Below are 16,194 nucleotides of genomic sequence, written 5' to 3'. Positions count from 1 at the left end.
ATCATTTTATTCATCTATAGAATGCAAGAATTTCTTTGCTATTCTGCCCCAATCTTTTCTTGCATCTTCAGCTCTTCCTTTTTGAGGAGCTGGCAATTCATCTTCATACCTAGCCCATGCCATTAATAAAAGTTTTAATCCATTTGATGCTTCAATTAACCGTTCTTTCAAATCTGTCTCACTTTGATTCTCATAATCTGTTTCTAACACTTCTACTAGATGGGTATAAGCATCATGCCCAGTGTTGAGTACAATATTTATTCCTCCACCTTTAGCTCTTACGCTAAAGAATGCATCACTCTCGAAAGTTGTATTGGCAAAAGTATACTTTAAATTATTAGAGACTGTTCTTATAGCAAGTGCCTCTGCTTGAGTTTCTTCTACCCCAGTATTAACTAAATCTTCTTTGATTGCTTCCTTTTTTTCGTCTACAGATAGTCCACTGTCTTTATCACTTTCACCCACATGACCATCTTTAGTTCTTTCAGCTGTCAAATCTGTGGCTTTTTTCTCAGGGCTATTTTCAACGTCTTCATGTCTTTTTTTAGCAGTATTATTTTGCCCCTTATTTTGTGCTTCTATAAGTTTACGCATTGAACTCAATTGCAACTGAATACGATTGGCTATATCTAAAAGTGGTTCTCGCGGATCTCCATCATTTTGCATCTCTTCTTTTAATGCATGATATGTTTTCTCTGACTTATTTGTAATTTCATTTATATCTTTTATAAATTGTAAAACGCCTGAAAAATTACTGGCTGATTGTTTGTTATTTGATACTCCCATTACCTCATCCAATGAAGGTGGAAACTCGATTTCAACCCCCCACCATCTCTCTCTCGGGTCATGTTGAATTACCAATGTTTGATCTAATTCTAGTTCTCTTCCTGCACGTACTATTGAAATACCAACATTTTTTTGAGCATGCTTTCCGTGAGGTAAGCTACCTGCATTATATGCTTTTCGAGCTTCTGCTTTAGCGTAGGAGAATCTAGTTGTAATGTCATGCTTTTGACCATTGAATTCAACCGTGAATACTATATCATCGCACAGTTTTTCAAACATCGGAATCTCATCATACGGTTCTGGACAACTAGTTTTTTCCATTAAATACATCGGATCATTGGGCTTAGCTATTCCCTCAAGATTGAAGTGATCTAGATCGTTTCTGTCGAAGGAAAGCATCCTAATAGTTAATTCCTCATTTTCAAGGAATTTTCTATACATCCTGCCAATTAACAACTCTGAGTTTTCAATTACAGTTTTTCCTTTTCGCCACATTAGTTTATCAAGATCACTCCAGACTACTAAAGTACCACTATCACCTAACCCTTTACTTACTTTCTTCCACATAGCTGGAATTACGTCACTCTTTGGTGTAGGCATAGCACCATCTTTTCCTTCTTTGACCTCATCCACATCTAAATATATGTGTTTAGCGTTTTCTTCGCCTCCTTGCCAACTCCAAATATCTACACGTTTGCATTGAGATATAGAGGAAGCAGGTAATCCCATTCCGAATCTTCCCATCCCTGTTCTTTTTTCTTTAGAGAGCCTAGTCCCATTGCCAAATTGTAATGCCATTTGTAATATATCTTCATCCATCCCCTCACCATTATCTAAAATGGCTATTTGCGAAACGTTTTTCACTCGACGTGATCCAATATTTACTTCTTGTTCTGCACATAATAATTCAACATTTTTAGCACCTGCTTGAATTGAATTATCTATCAGCTCTGCAATAGCATATGCCGTATTTTTATAACCATTATCTCTCATTGCTTGAATTGCTAAACTAGGTGGAACATAACTGTTGTTTGCTTGTGTTTTAACCATTTAAATTTCCCCTTTCATTCCCATACGTCTTCCCAGTTTTCAAATGCTTCAGCTACACTTTTAAAACCTGGTAAATTTTGATCGATAATCGTTACTATTTCCGCTTCTTTATTGCCACCTGCTCTTTTACCCCTAATTGCTCTCCCCACCATCTGACTATACAAAACTAACGAGATTGTGGGTCTAGCAATAATTGCAGCACTAGTTTTTGGAGCATCAAACCCAGTAGTTAGTACACCATAGTTTACTAAAATCATCGGAGATTCTTCATCTGATAGAAAGTTTTCAATTTGATTTCTTCTGTCCGCTAAATCAGTTTTTCCTGTGATTGAATATGAGATGATACCTAAGCTTTGAAGAACGAAAGAAATTAAGTCCGAACTTTCTACTGATGGTGCAAAGATTATTATTCTCTGATGCCTTTCGACTAAGTTTTTTGCAGCATTTATAATTTGGTAGTTTCTGTCTAAGTCTTCTCCTAATTTCTTTAATATATTGTTCGAAATCTCATTTTCGGATTTCTCTAATTCTTTCGTGAAATCATCTCGGGAAAAATATTTTAGTTCTTTATAGGTAGTATTCGCCAAATACTCTTGATCTACTAAGTAATTAACAGGGTTATCATAACCGTCGATCTCTAAAGTAACTTTTTTTCTCGAAAAAAAATCGGCAAGCTTCGAATCTTCCTCCACATCATTCCAGGTACGGCCTGGTGTAGCACTTAATCCTATCAGTTTTTTTTCTTTACCATGTCCAATATTAAATAATGCCTCAATAATCATCTCATATGAAGGTGCGATTGCTTGGTGGGCTTCATCCATGATTATTAATTCAGCTTTATTCGCTAGGGAAGATATGAATCTAATTCCGTTGTCTTTTTTCACTGCACTCACAATTTTCGGTAATCCCGCAATAACAATACCATCAACGACTTCTTCAGGATTAATGTTATACTCGCCCCAAAATCTATAAATCTCTAACTCGCGATTGCCTGTATACATCCATGCCTTCGAGAATTCATCTGCTGCTTGTTTACAGAGCTCTTCAGTCGACGCCAACCAGAAGACTATAGCAGGTTCTTTTTGCCTTAAGCTTGAACAAACAATATTCATAGATGTTCTAGTTTTTCCAGAGCCTGTTGGCATATGCAAAATAACTCTGTTATCGCCTTCTTTAAAATTGTTCTCTAACTTTTTTATTGCTTTTCTCTGGTGTTCGAACAAAGGATAATAACTTTGAACTTTGTTAACTGATTCTTTTAATTCTCCTATTTCTTCTTTAACAGGAATCTCTGTTCCTAAAAAAGAAAATAGTACTTTCTCGTTTTTTGAATTTTTATTAAAAGATTGATTATTCAGATTCTCAAAGTTGTTGGCTGAATCCGGAACTCCCAATTGCTTCAATAGATCTTTCACTTCATTCTCTCTCAACAGATCAAGAAGGATGTTTCTATGAGTCTTATTCCGCAAAACACTACCTGGTGAAAAATTCTCAAGAATAATTTTTTTCATATTATCAGAACTAATATTTGCATTAAACTGATTAATTAACTTTACGGTATCGCTTCCAAGTATTTCTTCGATACTTATTTCATCGATCCTCAAAATTAAGTTTTCGTAAAGCGACATAAAATCCCCCTTTTAACGCATTTTCGACAAAATACTATTTTATTTAAATGCAAAGTTAAATAATTGTTCTTTTCTCACATTTAATAATATCACTTTACCTTTAATTTTTATACATTCGTTTATTATTTTTTACATTTTTTGTATTAGTTTTGTGTTTTAGATATCATAGACTTATACACTACTTTAATTGATATAAATGGATAAAAACCAATCGTTTTATATGACAACAATAGACCTTCTAATGATTTACGATTATAGAATTATACGTTTTATGCAGAAGCATTCCAAAAGGAGGTACGGCTTTGTTAGAAACATTTCATACATATATTTCTTCATTCAAACAAGAAAGATTAATCCGAGTATATCTGCCAAAAAGTTATTCGACAGAAAAGAAAAGCTACCCCGTGTTGTATATACACGATGGGCAGAATGTGTTTCAAGATTTGGAGGCAATCGGCGGGAAATCTTTGGATCTTGAAAATTATTTGGATGCACATGAATTAGATCTTATCGTGGTTGCGATCGATCAAAATCCACTGGCAAGAATTGATGAGTATTGTCCTTGGGTAAGCGGTGAATACAGCAAAAGCATATTAGGCAAAGAGAGCACAAAAGGCGGAAAGGGAATGCACTACGTGGATTTTATCGTCAGCGAACTAAAGCCGCTGATAGACAGCAAATATCGCACAATCCGAGATCAGACCGCGATGGCCGGCATTTCTTTAGGCGGCCTTATCTCTTTTTACGCTATGTGCCGCTACCCTCACATTTTTAAACACATAGCCGCCCTGTCTTCTGCCTTTTACCGCAATCAAGAAGAAATCATGAAGCTGGTTCGGGAGACGGATCTGTCGTTAGTTGAAAGTGTATATATGGATTGCGGATCCAAGGAAGCAGGAGCTAATACGAAAGTGAGCGAGACGTTTCTAGATTCCAATCAATTGGTCTATGAACTACTAAAAGAAAAAATCCTTAATACACAATTCGCAATCATAGATGAGGCGGAACATAATTATTCTTATTTTAAAGAAAGAGTCCCGAGTGTATTTAGGTTTTTGACATCAAAAGATTTTTCAGGGAACTAGAACTCAGTTACTTGAGAGAATTACTTATACATATAAAATAGTTCTGTCCTTTATCCAATTGAAAAATATTCAGTAGACGCACTTAAAAATCCACTTAATTAATTTATTCGCAAGCGATTGAGTGGCCCGTCTTTACAACGTGCAAAGTGCCCACCTCCCGTAATATTCCAATCTCTCCTCTGTTATACTAGAAGAAAGAGGGTTTTATTGACGATACTTGGTGGGAAATTATTTTGTGGGTGGGATGGCGCGATCATCGAAAGCAAATGGAGCAAGACGAACAAGGGCTGGAGTGAATATTTCTTCATATAGACGATACAAAAGTTTGATACCTGAATGGAAAGGATGATTCGTTGCTATGCTATGGATACTTACACAAAACAAACAAAACCTGATGAATGTTAAAAACATCTCTGTCAAAGGAAAGTACGTCGAAGGGTTTGTAGAGAACAGCCTATTGGATCAGTGGAACAAAGTTATGGGCAAGTACGAATCAAATGAAAGAGCATTAAAGGTTCTTACAGAGATCTTTTCGAAGATTGATGAAAGCGATGGGGCTGCCGTGACGTTCACTATGCCTCAAAAGTAGAAGCCAGTGGTTGAAGTTCAAACTAAAAATCTCCGAAAGAGCACATACGCTCTTCCGGAGATTTTTCAGTTTATTTTTCTACAGCCCTTCTTCCACAACCACTTGCCCGTTGGAATCCAGCAGCGGCGTAATCCCGCTTCCGCTGCCGACCCAGGTCTGGAGATAGTTGACGCCGGTCTCCCGGTCGACTAAGACGATGATCCGGCCGAGCGTCGGGACGTCTTCGGATGATTTGATATAGAAGCGCTGATCTTGTTCGTTTTTCTTTCCAAACATATACATTCCTCCTAGACTTGTTTGTTTCTGCTACGGGCTTTGGCTATGCTTCGCTCATTCTGATATTGCTTGGCTCGCATTTCGAGACGACAACTAAAAATTCGTCACCTGGCTCTAGTTGCAGCCTACCAGTTTCTAACCGGATATCCAAAAATCTTCTTGTTATTCCCTTCAGGTTCCGCTCCATAGCGTGAAATCGAATGTATCCTCATTTTATAGGCAGACGTTTATGGCTTTTGCGGAATGTGCGCTATATAGTGAAGCTAAGAGAAATGGAACGTTCTTGCATTGCGAGAATTGGCGGAAATGAGCCAGACCGTCGAACCCAAGGAGGAGACTTTTATGAAGAACATCGTCTTTTTTTCACTTCCTGCCCATGGCCATACGAACCCGACCCTTCCGGTGGTCAAGGAACTGACGAAACGGGGCCATCGGGTGTGGTATTTTTCGTTCGATGAATTCCGGGAAAAGATCGAAGGGGCCGGTGCCACGTTTATCGGCTGCGACCGCTTCCTGCCGAAGTTTTCCGAACAGGAGCTGGAGAAGAAAGTCGGCAGGGATTTTGCGGCGTTGATCGAAATGGTCGCCGACACGACGATCGCCATGGAACCCTATGCGGCGGAGCAACTCGCAGACATCGAGCCGGACTGCATCGTCTCCGACTCCATCGCCGCTTGGGGCAAACTGTTCGCCCAAAAACTCGCCATCCCCTATGTCTGTTCGACGACGACGTTTGCTTTTAATCAACATACCGCGAAATCGCTCAAACCTGGTGCCAAAGAAGTTTGGCTTATGTTGCGCGGCATGCGGCGCATCCGCAAAAAGATCAAGCTATTGAACGAGCACGGCTTTGCGGTAAAAAATTTCGTTTCCTTGATTCAAAATGACAACGATACCAACACCGTCTTCTACACGTCGAAAGAATTCCAGCCGATGTCAGAGACGTCTTCCGAACGCTACGCCTTTGTCGGGGCTTCGATTCCGGAGCATATGGCGCAGCCTAAGGGCGACCGGCGTAAACGGATCTACATTTCGCTTGGCACGATTCTCAACCGCAACCCGGCGTTTTACCGCAATTGCTTCCAAGCATTTGCGCACGAGGAGTATGCAGTCACCTTATCCACCGGCGGAAAAACGGATTTGTCGCTATTGCCGGACATTCCGAGCAATTTCACCGTCCAGCAGTCGGTCGACCAAATCGCCGTTTTGCAGAATACCGACGTGTTCCTCACCCATTGCGGCATGAACAGCGTCAGCGAAAGTTTGTATTTCGGGGTGCCGATGGTGCTGTTTCCGCAGCACAGCGAACAAAAAATGATCGCCGACCGGGTGGCGGAACTCGGCGCCGGCGTCTTGCTTAAAGGCACGACGCCCAAAGAGCTGGAAACGGCAGCAGCGCAAGTGCTGTCTGACCTTTCTTATCGGCACGAAGCGCAGCAATTATCGCTCGGCTTTCAAGAAGCCGGCGGTGCCGCCGAAGCTGCGCGTGTCATCTTGTCGATCTGCGGAGAGAACAATTAGCGAATGGCCGAAGTTCTCGGCTTCTCTTGCGTACAAATATAAAATTTAATGTATTAAGACCATTAAATTGCATGCAAATTTGATGGTCTTATTTCGTTGCTGCCGGCACAAGTATATTTCTAATAAATTGCATATTTACTATTTTAAGGATTTTTAATAAAAATATTCTGACTATATATGTTAAAATGTTTTATAGAGTATGACCCATTTCCTACCACTAAAAAGAAGTTGCGGTGTTTTAGATTTTCAAAACAGAAAGGCAGGATGTAATGGAAGCAACGCAACAGGAACTAATAGAAATAATAAAGTTAAAGAAGAAGCAATTGCTCTGGGGCAATCTCTTCATGCTGGTGATTTTCTTGTTGTTTGGTTATTTATTGGGGAACGGAAAAATTTTATTCGTAACCTGGATACTCATCGTATTTCTCTTAATAATGACCGTGCTCAGCTTATATACCTTGATAACAGGAACGATTATCGGAACAAAAACGATGCGGCGCATTCAAACATTCGATCGAAAGCGCTGGGGGAAGAAGAAATGGAAGCGCACCAAAATAATCGAAATTGTCCTATTTACTGGTTTGGGTATCGGCATGTCCGTTTTCGTCTTTAACACGGAATTCGACTCCTCCAATCGGAACTTGTCCAGCTTTTCCTTCCCGTTTCTTGGAGCTTGGATCGGCTACAACTTAGGCGAAATCATAAGAATAGCGGGCTTGAAAGAGCAGTCAGCAAATGGCTAGCCGCTCTTGTGTCACCCAGTAGACATTTCTTCCAATCAATCAGTTGAACTACATACTCGAAAAAGATCTCAGTTCCGGAGACTGGGATTTTTTTTGCGCCATCATAATCCGCAGTATCCTCTTCTTCCCCCGGCAACCTCCCCTCACCCCTAGCGTCCATTTTAAAAACCCACCTTCTGGGAGGCGCTGCGTGATGAAAACGTTTTGGCTGTTCGGCTACCGGCAAGCGCTGTGCTGCATTTTTCCCGTCATCATTTTTGCGGCACTCGCTGTGTCGAAATATATCGAGATTCCGTTTGTGCCTCGTTATGATTTTATTTTGCGTGTGCATACTCGCACAAGTGTTTATGCTCACATCGAAACTGGAGACATGGGATGAGTTCAAAGTCATTTTGGTGTTCCACGCAATCGGGCTCGGGCTGGAATTGTACAAGGTCCATATGGGCTCGTGGGCGTATCCCGAACAAGCCTACAGCAAGTTTTTCGGCGTGCCGCTCTATAGCGGATTCATGTACGCCAGTGTCGCGAGCTATATTTGCCAGGCGTGGCGGCGTTTCGATTTGCACATGTATGGCTGGCCGAAACCGTTCTACAGCATCGCCATCAGCGTTCTCATCTACGCGAACTTTTTCACGCATCATTTCACCTACGACATCCGCTGGGGGCTGAAATTGGTGCTGGTGCTGATTTTCTTCCGCACCGTCGTGACGTTCCGCATCGATAAGAAAACCTTCAAGATGCCGCTGATCTTGTCGTTCCTGTTGATCGGGTTCTTTATCTGGATTGCGGAAAACATCACGACCTTCCTCGACGCTTGGCAATACCCGAACCAGGAAGCGGCTTGGTCGCTCGTCCATATCGGCAAAATCAGCTCGTGGTTTTTGCTCGTCATCATCTCGGTGATCATCGTCGCCCAGCTGAAGCGGGTGAAAAGTTCATTGCAACAACCCGAACGAACCAGCGTGATGGCACGAAAAGAAAGCTGATGGAAAGTTTTGTGCTCCAGGCAAAGAACTTTTGACATTCCCCAATAAATGGAGTAAATTATCATATGGACGAACGATTTTATTCGTCCCACGTTAAAATATTCGTGTTTAGGGGTGTAATTAATGGAAAATGTATTTGATTACGAAGACATACAGCTCGTTCCTGCAAAAGCAGTGGTAAATAGTCGTTCAGAATGTGACACATCCATAGAGTTTGGCGGGCGTACGTTCAAGTTGCCAGTCGTGCCGGCCAATATGCAGACAATCGTCGATGAAAAGATCGCCAAATTCCTGGCAGAAAATAATTATTTCTACATCATGCACCGCTTCGAGCCGGAAAAACGCTTGGCGTTCGCAAAAGACATGCAAGAGCAAGGGCTTTATGCGTCGATTAGCGTCGGGGTCAAACCGGAAGAGTACGAGTTCGTTCAAGCATTGGTGGACGCTGGCGTGACGCCGGAATACATCACCATCGATGTGGCGCATGGCCATTCAAATTCCGTGATCGACATGATCCAGCACATCAAAAAATCGCTTCCAAAAAGCTTCGTCATTGCCGGCAACGTCGGGACGCCGGAAGCGGTGCGCGAGCTGGAAAATGCAGGCGCAGATGCGACGAAAGTGGGCATTGGGCCTGGCAAAGTGTGCATCACGAAGATCAAGACCGGCTTCGGCACAGGCGGCTGGCAATTGGCTGCACTGCGCCTATGCGCGAAAGCCGCGAGCAAGCCGATTATCGCAGACGGCGGCATCCGCACGCACGGCGATATCGCCAAATCGGTGCGTTTCGGCGCGTCGATGGTCATGATCGGCTCGTTGTTCGCCGGGCACGAAGAATCCCCGGGGCAAACCGTCGAACAGGACGGCAAGCTCCTGAAGGAATACTTCGGGTCAGCGTCCGAGTTCCAAAAAGGCGAAAAGAAAAACGTCGAAGGCAAGAAAATGTTTGTGGAATTCAAAGGCTCGATGAAAGACACGTTGGTCGAGATGGAACAAGATCTGCAGTCGGCAATTTCCTATGCGGGCGGCGACCATTTGCTGTCGATTCGCCAAGTGGATTACGTCATCGTCAAGAACTCGATTTTTAACGGGGATAAAGTGTATTAATCAGTTGAAGCAGAACAATAAAAAAGCCGGTTGCGGGAAATTCCCCGCAACCGGCTTTTCGTTTAGCCTGCAAAATGACACGCGGCAAAATGATTTTCCCGGTGTTCGATAAACTCAGGCTTATCAACTTTGCACACGTCCTGTGCGATCGGGCAGCGTGTATGGAACGGGCAGCCTGTCGGTGGATTTGCCGGATTGGGCATCTCCCCGACCAAACGGACGCGTTCTTTCTTCGCTTTAACAGTCGGCCTTGGAATCGCAGACAGCAAGGCTTGCGTGTACGGGTGCAACGGGTTTTTAAAGATGTCTGAGACATTGCCCATTTCCACCGTATTCCCTAAGTACATGACCAGGACGCGGTCGCAGAAATAACGGACCACCCCAAGGTCGTGCGAGATGAACAGATAGGACAAATTGTATTTATCCTGCAGCGTTTTCAATAGCTTCAGCACTTGTGCCTGCACCGAGACGTCCAACGCCGATACCGCTTCATCGCAGATGATGAACTGCGGATTGAGCGCGATGGCTCTCGCGATGCCGATACGCTGGCGCTGCCCGCCGCTGAATTCGTGCGGGTAGCGGTCGTAATGCTCGGCTTTCAAGCCCACTTCCGTCAGCAAGTCCATGACGGCGGTTTTGCGTTCCTGCGCCGACATATCGGTATGCATACGGAACACTTCGTCCAACGCGTGTCCGACGCGCTGGCGCGGATTTAAGGAAGCGTAAGGATCCTGGAAGATCATCTGCATTTCCTTGACGAACTTCTTTTTTTCTTTCTTTTTCAGGTCCTGGATTTCCTGCTGGTCGAACTGGATTTTGCCGTCAGTCAAATCTTCCAGGCCGAGAATCGTGCGCCCGAGGGTGGACTTTCCGCAGCCGGACTCCCCGACGACGCCGAGGCTTTCGCCTTTATACAATTTCAGCGACACCGATTCCACCGCTTTGACGTTCCCGGTGACGCGTTTCAATACGCCGCTTTTGATCGGGAAGTATTTCTTCACATTATGCAGTTCCAACAGGATTTCAGGTTTTGGCGGCAAGGTCTCTGCTGTGTTCATCGGTTTCCACCCCCTTTTTCTCGGCATACCAGCAACTGGCATAGTGGCCTTCCGATACCGTAATTTCAGGCGGCGTTTCCGCTTTGCATTTATCCGTCGCGAACGGGCAGCGCGGATGGAAGCGGCAGCCTGAAATCTGTTCATCCAATCCTGGCATATTGCCAGGGATCGGCTCGAGTTCGAAATCCGGGTCGTCCACGTTCGGCACCGAATTCAACAAGCCGCGCGTATACGGATGCTGCGGATTCTCGAAAATCTCTTCGACCGGCCCTTCTTCGATTTTCTTCCCGGCGTACATGACCATGACGCGGTCGGCGACTTCGGCGACGACCCCCATGTCATGGGTGATCATCATGACGCCCATATCGAAATCTTTTTTCAAGTCATTGATCAAATCCAAGATCTGCGCCTGTATCGTGACGTCAAGCGCTGTCGTCGGCTCATCGGCAATCAATAAGCTCGGGTTGCAGGCGAGTGACATTGCGATCATGACGCGTTGTCTCATGCCACCGCTCAATTCATGCGGGTATTGATTCAAGCGTTTTTCAGGATTCGGAATCCCGACTTGCCGCAATAATTCGATGCCCTGCTGCGAAGCATCTTTTTTCGAAATGCCCTTATGCAGCATCAACGGTTCACGCAACTGATAGCCGATGGTGAGTACCGGGTTCAATGCGGTCATCGGCTCCTGGAAGATCATCGACATCCGGTTGCCGCGAAGTTTGCGCATTTGGTCTGTGGACAGCTGTTGAAGCGGTTTGTTGTCCAACAGGATTTCGCCGCTTTCGATTTCGCCATTGGAAGGAAGCAAGCGCATGACGGATAAAGACGTGATGCTTTTCCCGCATCCCGATTCGCCGACGATGCACAGCGTCTCTCCTTTATGGACATGAAATGAAACGTCTTTAACGGCTTGCACGGTTCCGCCGGACGTGCGGAACGATGTCACCAAGTTTTTCACTTCAAGCAATGCATGTGTCATAGTTCCCCCTACTCTCTCGTTACGTTATACAAGCTCCACTGCCCGTTCGGGTCCATTTCCAAGCCTTGGATCGATTGATCGGTAGCTGATGTCACGACACCGTGGTACATGACGATCGCTGCATCTTCCGCCAGCATCAACTGGTTCGCTTCGTTAAGGATTTCACGGCGTTCTTCCTGATCGATGCTTGTGCGTGAGGCTTCGACCAATTCGTCGAATTCAGGGTTGCTGTACTGCGCACGGTTGGATGCGCCGATATTGTCTGAATGGAAGTTCGGGTAGAACATTTCAGATCCGTCGCCTGTCACGTTCGACCAGCTCAGGAAGGTCATGTCGTATTCACCGCTGCGCGCTGTATCCAGGAATGTTGCCCATTCCATCGTTTCGATTTCGACAGTGAATCCGGCTTCCGTCAATTGGGATTGGACGATTTCGGCCATCAAGATGAAGTTGTCGCGGTTGGCGGACAGCAATTTGATCGGCTCGTCGCCGTAGCCGTTTTCTTCCACCAATTGCTTGGCTGCTTCAGGATCATACGCTGTTCCTGCATCATCCGCTGATTCATCGTAGCCGAATACTTGCGGCCCGAGGATGCTGTCGCTTCTGACGCCCAAATCGTTCAAGTTCGCAACGAACGCATCACGGTCGATGGCACTCGCTACGGCTTTGCGGAAATCCGGGTCTTGGTTGCGCTCTCTCGAGTGGTTGAACGTCAAGTAGTACACCGGCGTGCCGTCTTGTTTGGTCACTTCGACATTGTCGATTGATTCAATGCGTGAAATCTGTTCTGTCGGCAGCGCATCCAGGAAGTTGACTTCGCCTGTCTGCAGCATCGAGATCGCCGTGGACGTTTCAGGGACTACTTTGAAAACAACGCGGTCGAGTTCCGGTGCACCGCCCCAATAATCTTCGTTTTTCTCAAGCACGACTTGGTCGCCAGTCGCCCAGCTTTCGAATTTGAACGGGCCAGTGCCGACCGGTTCTTGCATCAAATCTTGTTCCTGGTCGGCAGTCGGGCTGACGATTGCTGCGTTCGAATGGGACAAAGCCGCCAATAGCGGGCCGTACGGATATTTCGTTTTGATCTCGACGGTATTTTCGTCGACTGCTGTAATTTCATCGACCGGCTCCAATAGGGACGCACGCGGCGCCGCCGTTTCCGGGTCGATCAGTTTCTCGAACGTGTATTTCACGGCTTCCGCATTGAACGGCGTGCCGTCTTGGAACTCAATGCCTTCTTTCAAGGTAATGACCCATGTCAGATCGTCTGGTGTTTCGTAGGACTCTGCGAGCATCGGCTCGATTTCCATCGTTTCGGGATTTCTGACGAACAGTTTTTCATAGACTTGTTCTGTGACGCTGGAAGAGACCGAGTCGTTGGTCATAATCGGCGACAGGCCGACCGCGTCCGTCGTTGAGGCGTAGATGATTTCTTGGTCGACATCACTCGATCCCGACGAATCGCCGCCTGTTCCTTCCGCGTCTTCGGGAATGGTGCTTTCTGAACAAGCGCTTAAAACCAGGATGCCGAAGAACGCCAGTAGTACGAGCCAGTATTTTTTCATCAATGATTCCCCCTGTTTTTTATTGTTGTAGATCCATGTTCGGATCGAGCGCATCGCGCAATCCGTCACCGAGTACATTAAAAGCAAAAACCGTCAGCATAATCGCAATGCCGGGCACGATGGTCAAATGAGGCGCTGACCACATAAAATCCTGCCCCTGCGAAATCATGGCGCCCCATTCCGGTGTCGGAGGCTGTGCGCCGAGCCCTAAATAACTGAGCGCTGCGGTGGAAAGAATGGCCGTGGCCATGCGCATCGTTGCAAAGACGATGATCGGCGCTGAGGCATTCGGCAAGATGTGGCGAATCATGATGCGCAGATCCGATGCCCCCATCGAGCGCATCGCCATGATGTATTCTTTCTCTTTAATGGAAAGAACCGAGCCCCGGACGATCCGTGCGCAAGTCGGGATCGACCAGATGCTGATGGCAATGGCGACATTTACTAGGCTTGTGCCAAGAATCGCGATGATCAGCATCGCCAGCAAAATTCCCGGGAATGAAAACAACAAGTCAACGAATCGCATGATGATCGCATCCAGTTTCCGGTAATAACCTGCCAACAGCCCGAGGATCGTTCCGCCGATCAACCCGAGCGATACGGCGGTGATGCCGACTACGAGCGAGATCCTGGCGCCGAAGACGATCCGGCTCCACACGTCGCGGCCGTAATTATCCGTTCCGAGCCAATGCCCTTCACTGAAAACCGGAAGTTCGCGGTTCGCCAAGTTCTGGGCTGCCGGGTCATGCGCTGTCATAAACGGCGCAAATAGCGCCAGGATGATCTGCAAGATGACGATGACCAGGCCGACAATCGCCAATTTATTTTTAAACAAGCGCCGCATCGTCGTGACAATGTATTTCTCGCGCTTCTTTTCTTTCGTTTTTACGGACTCGACAGTAGCCATAAGCCTCCTCCTTTCTTAATCATATTTAATTCTCGGGTCGATATAGGTGTAGATGATATCGACGAGCAAATTGACAAGGACGAACAACGTCGCAACCAAGAGCACCGAGCCTTGGACCATCGGGAAGTCGCGGGCTGCAATGGCGTCGATCATCAGCCGCCCGACGCCGTTGATGGCGAATACTTTTTCGGTGATGATGGTTCCGCCGAGCAAGAAGCCAAAGTTCAATCCGATGATCGTGATGATCGGGATCATCGCGTTTTTCAATGTGTGGATCCAAATGACGTTCTTTTCTTTGACGCCTTTGGCACGAGCGGTTCTGACGTAATCAGCGCGGATGACTTCAAGCATCGAAGATCTCGCCATGCGCGCGATCATTGCGGCCGACCCGGTCCCCAAGGTAATCGCCGGAAGGATCAACTCCTTGATGCCGTCCATCGTGTACCAGGGGTTCGACATGCCCCCTACTGGCAGCCATTGGAGATTGACGGCAAACACGAGGATCAACAGCGCCCCGAGCCAGAAGTTCGGGATGGAGATGCCGGCGAGCGCAAACGTGGTTGCCGAAACGTCCAGCCAGGAATTTTGCCTCAAGGCTGAGATGAGGCCTGTAATGATGCCGATGATCACCGCGACAATCATGCTCGCGACCGCCAACTTCAATGTATTGGGAAAGCGCACCAAGATCGCGTCAGCCACCGGCTGCGTCGTCTGATAGGAATAACCGAAATCACCTTGGACTGCATTCCCCACATAACGGGCGTACTGCGTCAGGAACGGATCGTTCAAGCCGAGATTTTCTTCGATCGCCTCTATATCGGAAGCAGTCGCTGTCGGTCCGCCGATGACAGCAGCCGGATTCCCGGGCGCTATATGCATGGACGAAAAAACAAGAAACGATATGCCGAACAATAAGAACACCAATTGCAATGTCCGCTGTATAATTAGTGAAACCAAACCCCCACCTCCTAGACATTAGTAAAGCATTTATCCTTTTTTGATTAACAAAAGAATAAATATTGATGTTCTACAGTATAAAGTAATCGAATATTAAATTCTATATGAATTTTCAATTAATACATAAAAAATCGGAATTTTGGTTCTTTAAGCACAAGAAACTCTATTTTTATTTACTTTTTGTCTGAAATACATCATCTTATCCATCTTTTTGGAACAAAACGGAATTTGCATACACTTTTATTGCGATATACGAAATAAAATGATTGCAAAAAAATAAACTGCATCACGCTCGCCGGTTAAACCTTTTGCGAGTGTGTTGCAGAATAAATGGAGGGCTGGCTTATCAGATGGTGCAAGCGAGTCAGAGTTTTAGCCCGTTTCTGCTTTTGAACCTTCTCAGCAGGATATGGCTCTCGACTCGCGTAATGCCTTCGAGTGCGTATAATTCTTCATTGATGAATTTTTCCAGATCGATGAAGTCATCCACCAAAACATGCATGTGCAAGGTGGAAGGCCCAGTCATCTGATAGCAGCTGGCGACTTGCGGGTTGTCTGCCAGGGCCTGCGCCACTTCGACGAGCGATCCCGGTTCACAATCCACTTCAAAGAATCCGGAAACTTTCTTGCCTACCTTTTCGCTGTTAATGACGACTGTAAATTTTTCGATGACGCCTTCTTCAATCAAGTTTTGAACCCGCTCCCGCACGGCCACGCGGGACAGATTCAGTTCTTTTCCGATATCCACATATGAAGTGCGTCCATTCACCGTCAACAATTCCAGAATTTTTTTATCCGTATTATCCAACTTCATGTTTTACACCTCAAATTCGATAGAATGACTTCATTATAGCCATTCTCCTCCAGTTTTAAAATGCGCATTTTTTCAAGGCCCGCATTTCAAAAGCCTTTCCCGCTCTGTCCCAAGGCTCGCCACTTTCCAAATCCGATGCA

At 45.7% G+C, this 16,194-nt stretch carries 13 protein-coding genes and 1 pseudogene; 5 read left to right on the top strand and 9 right to left on the bottom strand.

Features of this window, described 5'->3' with window-relative positions; all coding sequences use genetic code 11:
- Positions 1-6 precede the first annotated feature (6 nt).
- Positions 7-1,836 carry an ATP-binding protein gene (locus tag AB9R92_RS10720; protein ID WP_370669439.1) on the bottom strand — a complete coding sequence of 610 codons (1,830 nt, stop codon included), beginning with the start codon at positions 1,834-1,836 and terminating at the stop codon, positions 7-9.
- A 14-nt stretch (positions 1,837-1,850) separates the two neighbouring features.
- A complete protein-coding gene (locus AB9R92_RS10715) occupies positions 1,851-3,464 on the bottom strand; it encodes a DEAD/DEAH box helicase (RefSeq protein ID WP_370669438.1) in 1,614 nt (537 codons plus the stop codon).
- Positions 3,465-3,766: 302 nt separating this feature from the next.
- Here AB9R92_RS10715 and AB9R92_RS10710 point away from each other — a divergent pair, with 302 nt between their 5' ends.
- Positions 3,767-4,549, top strand: coding sequence for an alpha/beta hydrolase (locus AB9R92_RS10710; RefSeq protein WP_370669437.1), 783 nt, complete (start codon positions 3,767-3,769; stop codon positions 4,547-4,549).
- 667 nt (positions 4,550-5,216) lie between these two features.
- On the opposite strand, the gene AB9R92_RS10705 is transcribed toward AB9R92_RS10710, so the two are convergent.
- Positions 5,217-5,414 carry a DUF6440 family protein gene (locus AB9R92_RS10705; RefSeq protein WP_370669436.1) on the bottom strand — a complete coding sequence of 66 codons (198 nt, stop codon included), beginning with the start codon at positions 5,412-5,414 and terminating at the stop codon, positions 5,217-5,219.
- Between the two features lie 342 nt (positions 5,415-5,756).
- On the opposite strand from AB9R92_RS10705, the gene AB9R92_RS10700 reads away from it, so the two are divergent.
- The 4 genes and pseudogenes from AB9R92_RS10700 to guaC all read left to right on the top strand — a co-directional run bounded on the left by AB9R92_RS10700 (position 5,757) and on the right by guaC (position 9,771).
- Positions 5,757-6,935 carry a macrolide family glycosyltransferase gene (locus AB9R92_RS10700; protein ID WP_370669435.1) on the top strand — a complete coding sequence of 393 codons (1,179 nt, stop codon included), beginning with the start codon at positions 5,757-5,759 and terminating at the stop codon, positions 6,933-6,935.
- A 269-nt stretch (positions 6,936-7,204) separates the two neighbouring features.
- The gene (locus AB9R92_RS10695; RefSeq protein WP_370669434.1) at positions 7,205-7,678 is read left to right on the top strand and encodes a hypothetical protein; all 474 of its coding nucleotides are present in this window, start codon (positions 7,205-7,207) and stop codon (positions 7,676-7,678) included.
- Positions 7,679-7,871: 193 nt separating this feature from the next.
- Positions 7,872-8,664: pseudogene (locus AB9R92_RS10690) on the top strand (DUF817 domain-containing protein).
- Positions 8,665-8,787: 123 nt separating this feature from the next.
- Positions 8,788-9,771 (top strand): GMP reductase, encoded by a 984-nt coding sequence (gene guaC / locus AB9R92_RS10685; protein ID WP_370669433.1) that lies wholly within the window; start codon positions 8,788-8,790, stop codon positions 9,769-9,771.
- A gap of 62 nt (positions 9,772-9,833) precedes the next feature.
- Here the strand turns inward: guaC and AB9R92_RS10680 are convergent, their stop codons facing one another.
- The 6 genes from AB9R92_RS10680 to AB9R92_RS10655 form a co-directional block, all read right to left on the bottom strand.
- Positions 9,834-10,829, bottom strand: a complete 996-nt coding sequence (locus tag AB9R92_RS10680; RefSeq protein ID WP_370669432.1) for an ABC transporter ATP-binding protein — start codon at positions 10,827-10,829, stop codon at positions 9,834-9,836.
- A complete protein-coding gene (locus tag AB9R92_RS10675) occupies positions 10,795-11,811 on the bottom strand; it encodes an ABC transporter ATP-binding protein (protein ID WP_370669431.1) in 1,017 nt (338 codons plus the stop codon). The genes AB9R92_RS10680 and AB9R92_RS10675 overlap by 35 nt, the downstream gene beginning before the upstream one ends.
- Before the next feature lie 8 nt (positions 11,812-11,819).
- Positions 11,820-13,376, bottom strand: coding sequence for a glutathione ABC transporter substrate-binding protein (locus tag AB9R92_RS10670; RefSeq protein WP_370669430.1), 1,557 nt, complete (start codon positions 13,374-13,376; stop codon positions 11,820-11,822).
- Positions 13,377-13,395: 19 nt separating this feature from the next.
- Positions 13,396-14,283, bottom strand: coding sequence for an ABC transporter permease (locus tag AB9R92_RS10665; RefSeq protein ID WP_370669429.1), 888 nt, complete (start codon positions 14,281-14,283; stop codon positions 13,396-13,398).
- A 15-nt stretch (positions 14,284-14,298) separates the two neighbouring features.
- Positions 14,299-15,240, bottom strand: a complete 942-nt coding sequence (gene nikB / locus AB9R92_RS10660; RefSeq protein ID WP_370669428.1) for a nickel ABC transporter permease — start codon at positions 15,238-15,240, stop codon at positions 14,299-14,301.
- Positions 15,241-15,604: 364 nt separating this feature from the next.
- Positions 15,605-16,054 carry an Lrp/AsnC family transcriptional regulator gene (locus tag AB9R92_RS10655; protein WP_211655340.1) on the bottom strand — a complete coding sequence of 150 codons (450 nt, stop codon included), beginning with the start codon at positions 16,052-16,054 and terminating at the stop codon, positions 15,605-15,607.
- Between the last annotated feature and the right edge of the window lie 140 nt (positions 16,055-16,194).

Source organism: Planococcus sp. SSTMD024, from assembly GCF_041320495.1.
Classification (GTDB): Bacteria; Bacillota; Bacilli; order Bacillales_A; family Planococcaceae; genus Planococcus.
Note: the sequence above shows the minus strand (reverse complement) of the source record. Positions and strands in the feature narration are given on the sequence as shown.

Excerpts from the sequence above, each read along its gene's own strand:
- AB9R92_RS10720 (WP_370669439.1), bottom strand. The coding sequence starts at position 1,836 with ATGGTTAAAACACAAGCAAACAACAGTTATGTTCCACCTAGTTTAGCA.
- AB9R92_RS10715 (WP_370669438.1), bottom strand. The coding sequence starts at position 3,464 with ATGTCGCTTTACGAAAACTTAATTTTGAGGATCGATGAAATAAGTATC.
- AB9R92_RS10705 (WP_370669436.1), bottom strand. The coding sequence starts at position 5,414 with ATGTTTGGAAAGAAAAACGAACAAGATCAGCGCTTCTATATCAAATCA.
- AB9R92_RS10700 (WP_370669435.1), top strand. The coding sequence starts at position 5,757 with ATGAAGAACATCGTCTTTTTTTCACTTCCTGCCCATGGCCATACGAAC.
- AB9R92_RS10695 (WP_370669434.1), top strand. The coding sequence starts at position 7,205 with ATGGAAGCAACGCAACAGGAACTAATAGAAATAATAAAGTTAAAGAAG.
- guaC (WP_370669433.1), top strand. The coding sequence starts at position 8,788 with ATGGAAAATGTATTTGATTACGAAGACATACAGCTCGTTCCTGCAAAA.
- AB9R92_RS10680 (WP_370669432.1), bottom strand. The coding sequence starts at position 10,829 with ATGAACACAGCAGAGACCTTGCCGCCAAAACCTGAAATCCTGTTGGAA.
- AB9R92_RS10675 (WP_370669431.1), bottom strand. The coding sequence starts at position 11,811 with ATGACACATGCATTGCTTGAAGTGAAAAACTTGGTGACATCGTTCCGC.
- AB9R92_RS10670 (WP_370669430.1), bottom strand. The coding sequence starts at position 13,376 with ATGAAAAAATACTGGCTCGTACTACTGGCGTTCTTCGGCATCCTGGTT.
- AB9R92_RS10665 (WP_370669429.1), bottom strand. The coding sequence starts at position 14,283 with ATGGCTACTGTCGAGTCCGTAAAAACGAAAGAAAAGAAGCGCGAGAAA.
- AB9R92_RS10655 (WP_211655340.1), bottom strand. The coding sequence starts at position 16,054 with ATGAAGTTGGATAATACGGATAAAAAAATTCTGGAATTGTTGACGGTG.